The sequence below is a fragment of the Antribacter sp. NEAU-D49 genome (assembly GCF_057158775.1).
Genome location: NZ_JBXTSN010000030.1, coordinates 44,837 through 51,033 on the forward strand (window position 1 = coordinate 44,837; position 6,197 = coordinate 51,033).

Annotated in this window: 6 protein-coding genes; 5 read left to right on the top strand and 1 reads right to left on the bottom strand. The window is 74.2% G+C overall.

Features of this window, described 5'->3' with window-relative positions; translation table 11 throughout:
- Nucleotides 1-47: 47 nt before the first annotated feature.
- Together AC060K_RS19225 and AC060K_RS19230 are read left to right on the top strand one after the other, a co-directional pair.
- Nucleotides 48-872, top strand: coding sequence for a hypothetical protein (locus tag AC060K_RS19225; RefSeq protein WP_483766960.1), 825 nt, complete (start codon nucleotides 48-50; stop codon nucleotides 870-872).
- A gap of 22 nt (nucleotides 873-894) precedes the next feature.
- The gene (locus AC060K_RS19230; protein ID WP_483766961.1) at nucleotides 895-2,004 is read left to right on the top strand and encodes an acetamidase/formamidase family protein; all 1,110 of its coding nucleotides are present in this window, start codon (nucleotides 895-897) and stop codon (nucleotides 2,002-2,004) included.
- A 5-nt stretch (nucleotides 2,005-2,009) separates the two neighbouring features.
- Here AC060K_RS19230 and AC060K_RS19235 read toward each other — a convergent pair whose 3' ends face one another.
- Nucleotides 2,010-3,191: a Fic family protein gene (locus tag AC060K_RS19235; RefSeq protein ID WP_483766962.1), complete on the bottom strand. Its 1,182-nt coding sequence runs from the start codon at nucleotides 3,189-3,191 to the stop codon at nucleotides 2,010-2,012.
- A gap of 133 nt (nucleotides 3,192-3,324) precedes the next feature.
- On the opposite strand from AC060K_RS19235, the gene AC060K_RS19240 reads away from it, so the two are divergent.
- From AC060K_RS19240 to AC060K_RS19250, 3 genes are all read left to right on the top strand, one after another.
- Nucleotides 3,325-4,500, top strand: a complete 1,176-nt coding sequence (locus AC060K_RS19240) for an amidase (protein ID WP_483766963.1) — start codon at nucleotides 3,325-3,327, stop codon at nucleotides 4,498-4,500.
- Complete coding sequence (locus AC060K_RS19245; RefSeq protein ID WP_483766964.1) at nucleotides 4,497-5,258, top strand: metallophosphoesterase family protein; 762 nt, start codon at nucleotides 4,497-4,499, stop codon at nucleotides 5,256-5,258. Before AC060K_RS19240 ends, AC060K_RS19245 begins: the two co-directional genes overlap by 4 nt.
- 78 nt (nucleotides 5,259-5,336) lie before the next feature.
- Nucleotides 5,337-6,107, top strand: coding sequence for a DUF4383 domain-containing protein (locus tag AC060K_RS19250; protein ID WP_483766965.1), 771 nt, complete (start codon nucleotides 5,337-5,339; stop codon nucleotides 6,105-6,107).
- Nucleotides 6,108-6,197: the final 90 nt, after the last annotated feature.

A 6,197-nucleotide genomic window follows, 5' to 3' on the forward strand; every position in this document is an offset into this window, starting at 1 on the left:
CGGCCGGGGTCGTGAGACGGGTCGTGTGTCTCTGGCAGGATGCGGGCGTGAGCCTCTCCCTCCGCGTCGTCCTGGTCGTCGCCGGTGCGTTCCTCTTCCATCTGGGGAGGTTCGGCGAGGACTCCGGGTCGTGGTGGCTGGGGATCGCCGACACCATCGGCGTGCTCCTGCTGATCGGTGGCGTGTCGCACGTCCGGACGCGGCAGGAGCCGGAACGGGTACCCGACAAGCTGGTCCAGGTCACGGACGCGGGCACCGGCGGCATCGCCCGGGTGTACGGCCTGCTGGGCGGATCGGCCCCGGCGACCGAGCCGTCGCGCGCGGCCGGCGCCCCGTGGCCGGTCGTGCGCGGCCTGGGCGCTGTGCGCGCCGACCAGGCGGTCGCGTTCCTCGGGCAGCACGGCATCGCGGCCGAGCGGGTGCCGGACCCGGTGAGTGCCCGGCACCTCTTCGTGCTGAAGGCCGTCCCGGTGCTGCTGGGCTTCGCCCTCCTGCTGGCCTGGACCAGGGCGGGCCTCCTGGCCATGTGGCCACCGGTGGTCGACTCCCTCGCGGGCGTGACGGCGTGGGCGGTGCTGGTGCTCGTGACCTATGTGGTGGTGGACCAGCGGTTCGCGCGGCACTACCCCTGGCGACCGGAGTTCCCCACGGAGGGCCCGTACGTGGTCCGGCTCGTGCACACGGGGGAGCGGCCCCTGGCCGTGCTGGCGGCCCTGCGGGCGTTCGGGCTCCCGGCCGACGAGGCGAAGCGCACCCGGGACCAGGCGTCCAAGCCCGTCGTGGTGGCCGACGGCGTCTCGCTCGCCGAGGCGCGACGGTGCACGGGCCTTCTGGCAGGTGCGGGCGCGACGGCGGACGTCGTCGGCCCGTAGCCCGGGCAAGTACGGTGACCCCGTGCGCCAGCAGCAGATCCTCCAGCCCGGTACGGCGGTCCCGGCCGGCACCACGTACCTGCCCACCACCGTCGACACCACGTACTGGGGCCGCCTGCCCTGCGCGGCCGACACCGCGGTGCTCAGCGTGGACCCGGGCGACGAGGTGGTCGTCGACACGCTCTCCCACGAGGGCCTGCTGGAGGACCAGGGCGGCGACCCGCTGGCGTACTTCGCCGCGCAGGGCGTCCCTCAGGACGCCGTCCTGGAGGACGCGGTCGCGCTCGCGAGGGCCCGTTCGAGCCGCCTCGGCCCGCGTGTGCCCGGGCTGCTCGACGTCCCGGGCGCCCACGGCGGCCACGTGGTCACCGGCCCGGTCGCCGTCCGCGGCGCGCGTCCCGGCGACCTCCTCGCCATCCGCGTCCTGGAGACCACGCCCCGCGTCCCGTACGGCGTGATCTCGAACCGCCACGGGCGTGGTGCGCTGCCGGGCGAGTTCCCGGAGGGCGGCGCCGGCATCGTGAGCGTGTTCGCCACGGTGGACGACGACGGCCGGGGGCGCCTCCCGCTGTCGTCCGACCCGGGCGCCGGGACCGTCGGCTTCGACCTGCACCCCTTCCTCGGCATCATGGGCGTGGCCGCGGCGGGCGACGAGCGGCCGCACTCCGTGCCGCCGGGTGCGTTCGGCGGCAACCTCGACATCAACCTGCTGGGCGCGGGCAGCACCGTGTACCTGCCGGTCCAGGTCGAGGGGGCGCTCGCCTACGTGGGCGACCCGCACTTCGCCCAGGGCGACGGCGAGGTGGCCCTCACCGCCTTCGAGGCGTCGCTGCGGGCGCGCCTGGCGTTCGACGTGATCCCGGCCGCCGACGCCGTGGCCGCCTTCGGGGAGCTCGCCGGCCCGCTGGGGGAGACGGCGCAGTTCCTGGTGCCCACAGGGCTCGACCGGGACCTCGACGTGGCCGTCCAGAACTGCGTCCGGGCTGCGATTGCCCTCCTCGGCGCCCGGTACGGGATGGCGCCTGCGAACGCCTACGCGTACCTGAGCGCGGCCACCGACTTCGACATCTCCCAGGTGGTCGACGTGGTCAAGGGCGTCCACGCGAGGATCCGCAAGGCGGACTTCACGTAGCGACGCTACGGGGAGAGGCGCCGTAGCTCGCCCGGAAGCCACGGGTAGGGGTCGTCGAGCGGCTGGCGGTCCACCCGCACCGCCGACTGGAGCGCGTCGAGACCCGTGCCGGCCACGTAGTACCGGCCGCGAGCCTTGCCGAACGGGCGGAGCAGGCCCAGCTCGGCGAGCCGTACCAGGTCACGGGTGGCGGTCCGGTCCTCGACGGCGGACCGCCGCATGTAGCCCGGCCTCGTGACGCGGTTGCCGAGGGTCGCCTCGAAGAGCGCGTCGGCCGTCCGGTCCGGCAGGCCCTTGGTCCGGACGAGGTCGTCCAGCCGGACCCAGGTCTCGTCGGCCTCCCGGAACCGCCGCTGCATCATCTGCGCCTGGAGGTGGTGCGCGCGGAGGTTGAACCGCACCCACAGCGTGGCGTCGTTCTCCGGGCGCCACGAGCCGTTACCCGTCGCAGCGAGGACCCGGTAGTAGTCGTCGGTGTTGTCGCCCAGCCACTCCTCGATGCTGCAGAACGTGGGCTCCAGCACGTCTCCCTGTGCGAGGACCAGCGTCTGGAGAGCGCGGGACATGCGTCCGTTGCCGTCCCGGTAGGGGTGGATCATCACGAGGTTGAGGTGGGCCATGGCCGCCCGGACCATCGGGTCTGTCGCCTTCGGACGGCGGTGAGCCCGGTTGTGCTCGATCGTCCCGACGAGGCTCTCGATCAGCCCGGGTACCAGCTCGGCGTCGGGAGCCTCGTACACGATCTTCCCGGTGGTGCTCTCCCGGATGTAGACGGACCCGGTGCGGAACCCGCCCGGGCTCTTGTCCAGGTCGTGCTCGAGGAGCATGTAGTGCAGCACCCTGAGGAGCTCGGCCGAGACCCGGCCGTCGGACCGCGCCCCAGCGGTCAGGACGTACGTCATCATGCGCCGGTAGCCCATGATCTCCGCCCACGTGCGGCGGTCGGCGTCGAGCGGGGCCTCCTGGTCGACGGCGGCGACCGCATCCTGCGCGGTGACCACGTAGCCCTCGATCGAGTTGGACCCCTTGATCGCGCGGGCCTGCGTGGTACGACGGAGACCACCGGTCCAGCGCCGCGGGACCCGAAGCACGTCGGCGAGGCTCGTCCGCATGGCGTGCACCTCGGCGATGACGTCGAGGTCGGCCGGGTCGAGCGGCGGCGCGCCGAAGACGCGGTCGCTGGTCATGGTGGGCTCCTTCGGGAGGGTGTCGCGATACCAGGGCGATGCAGACGCAGATGTCGCTAGTAATAGTGACACAGTTGTCGCCTTGACGGAGGTATTGCGTCACGCTGTCCGCCATACCTGGCAGGCTGTCCGCATGGATCCCTCCGTGTGGCGCATCCTCGGCTCCCCGGCCGGCGGCCCGCTCGTCGCCCCGGCCGGCGTCGCCCAGCCCGGCAACGGCCCGCTCGACGGCGAGACCGTCGCCGTCAAGGACCTGTTCGCCGTGGCCGGGCAGCGGGTCGGCGCCGGCAACCCGGCCTGGCTCGACGCCGCGCCCGTGGAGACGACCCACGCCTGGGCCGTGGCCCGGCTCCTCGACGCCGGGGCCGCGGTGGCGGGCCTCGCCCAGACCGAGGAGTTCGCCTACAGCCTCACCGGCGCGAACGCGCACTACGGCACCCCGCCCAACCCCCGAGCGCCCGGCCGGATCAGCGGAGGCTCCACGTCAGGCCCGGCGACGGCGGTCGCGGCGGGCGAGGCGTCCGTGGCGCTCGGTACCGACACCGGCGGCTCGGTCCGGGTACCCGCCGCCTACCAAGGGCTCTGGGGCGTCCGCCCGACGCACGGCGCCGTCCCGGCCGATGGCCTGCTGCCCCTGGCGCCGACGTTCGACACGGTCGGGTGGCTCACGCGCGACGCGGGACTCCTGGCCCGCGTGGGCGACGTGCTGCTCCCGCCCGACACGGCCGCCGTCGGCCCGCTGCTGACCAGCGACGCCCTGCTGGGCCTGGCCGAGCCGGAGGTGGGGGCCGCCGTCGGGCAGGCGCTGGCCGACGGCGGTGCTCGCCTCGGGCGTGGGCCGCGCCCTGTCGCGTGGTCGCCCGAGCCCGGGTGGCTCGCCGCCTTCCAGACGGTGCAGGCCGCGGAGGCGTGGGCGTCGCACGGGGCGTGGCTGGAGGGCCGGCTCGACGTGCTCGGTGACGCGGTGCGCGGCAGGTTCGAGCGGGCGCGGGCTGTCACCGCTGCCGAGCTGGCCGACGCGCGGGGCGTCGCTGCGGCGGCGCGCGCCGAGATCCGCGAGCGCCTCGGTGACGGGGTGCTGGCGCTCCCGTCGGCGTCGTCGGTGGCGCCCGCGGCGGGTGACCCGGTGGCCGCCGAAGCGGTGCGGAACGCCACGATGCTCCTCACCTGCGTCGCGGGCCTGGCCGGGCTGCCGGCGGTGTCGGTGCCGGTGACGACCGCCTCCGGGCTCCCGGCGGGTCTCTGCCTGGTGGGTACGGCGGGGTCGGACCGGGCGCTGCTCGCGCTCGCGACTAACCTGGGTGAATGACTCGAATCGCCGTACTCTCGGACATCCACGGCAATACTGCTGCGCTCCTGGCTGTCCTCGCGTCGATCGAGGGTCAGGAGATCGACCAGGTGCTGAACCTCGGTGACATCGCCTCCGGTGCGGTGGACCCGCGCGGGACCCTCGAGGTGCTCGCCCTGCGTTCCGACATCCGTACCGTCAGCGGCAACCACGAGCGGCAGGTGCTGACCCTGCCGCCGGAGGCGATGGGGCCGTCGGACCGCCTGGCGGCCGAGGGTCTCACGGAGCCGCGGCGGGCCTGGCTGGCCGGTCTACCGGGCAGGGTCGAGCCGGTGCCGGGGGTGCTGGCGTTCCACGGCAGCCCGGACGACGACCTGTGCTACCTCACGGAGACCGTCACGCCCGAGGGGATGCGCGAGGCCACGGACGAGGAGATCGTCGAGCGGCTGGGCGCCGCGTACGGGCGGTATGCGCTGTACCTGTGCGGGCACACCCACCTCCAGCGGGTCCGGCGCCTGCCCGACGGCTCGCTCGTGGTCAACCCGGGCAGCGTGGGCTGGCCCGCGTACGAGGACGACGAGCCCTACCCGTACCGGGTCGAGGCGGGCACGGCGGACGCGCGGTACGCCATCGTCGAGGACGGCGGCGGGGCCGACGGCGGCTCGTGGTCGGCTCAGCTCGTCGCCCTCACGTACGACCACGAGTGGGCGGCGGGGCGTGCCGAGAGCCACGGGCGGCCGGACGTGGCGCACGCGCTGCGCACAGGACGCGTGGGGTAGCGCGCCTGCTGACGTGCGAGTCCGCGGAACCGGCGGGACGGTGGTGGTACGTGACCGTCAGGCTCCGAGGAGGGAACCATGGTCCAGCAGACAACAGTTGTTCGACGTCGGCGCGGGGTGCACCAGTGGCTGGCCTTGATCGTGGGCCTCGTCTACCTCGCCGTCGGGATCGCCGGCTTCTTCGTGACGGGCTTCAACTTCTCCGACGCCGGCCATCTCACCGAGCACGACCCGGGCCAGACCCTGCTCGGGTTCTCGATCAACCCGCTGCACAACATCGTCCACCTGGTCATCGGCCTCCTGGGGGTGATGCTGTGGCCGTCGTCGGGCGGCGCGCGCACCTTCGGGTGGATCCTGCTCCTCGGCTACGGCGCGGCGTTCGTGTACGGGCTGCTGGTCATGAACGACCAGCTCACCGACTACCTGAACCTGAACCAGGCCGACCAGTGGCTGCACCTGGGCAGCGCCCTCGTCGGTCTGCTGATCGCGATCCTGCCGCGGCCGAAGGACAAGGTCGAGACGACGACCGACTACGGCGACGCGGGCCACCGGGAGCGCGACCCCGGCTACCGGGACGCGTCACGCCGGGACCCGGACTACCGGGACCCGGACTACCGGGACGCGTCGCGCGAGGCGCCGCCGCGCAGGGACCCGGACTACCGGGACGCGCCGCCGCGCCGGGACCCGGAGTACCGCGAGCCGGCGCCCGGCACGCGTGAGGCGCCGCGCGACCCGGCGTACCGGGACCCTGAGTACCGCGACCCGGGTTACCAGGAGCCCGGCACGCGAGGTCCGGGGCCGCAGGACCCTGGTCTCCCTGACCCCGGTCGTCCCGGGCCGGGGCGCTGAGCCGCGCACATTGGTTCGGCACTTCGTCGTCGGCTCGGCACGTCGAACAGCCCCTACCACGACCCACTGCGCGCGGGGCCGGGCGCCCGG

Coding starts and splice junctions, on each gene's coding strand:
- AC060K_RS19235 (WP_483766962.1), bottom strand. CDS start 3,191: ATGACCAGCGACCGCGTCTTCGGCGCGCCGCCGCTCGACCCGGCCGAC.
- AC060K_RS19240 (WP_483766963.1), top strand. CDS start 3,325: ATGGATCCCTCCGTGTGGCGCATCCTCGGCTCCCCGGCCGGCGGCCCG.
- AC060K_RS19245 (WP_483766964.1), top strand. CDS start 4,497: ATGACTCGAATCGCCGTACTCTCGGACATCCACGGCAATACTGCTGCG.
- AC060K_RS19250 (WP_483766965.1), top strand. CDS start 5,337: ATGGTCCAGCAGACAACAGTTGTTCGACGTCGGCGCGGGGTGCACCAG.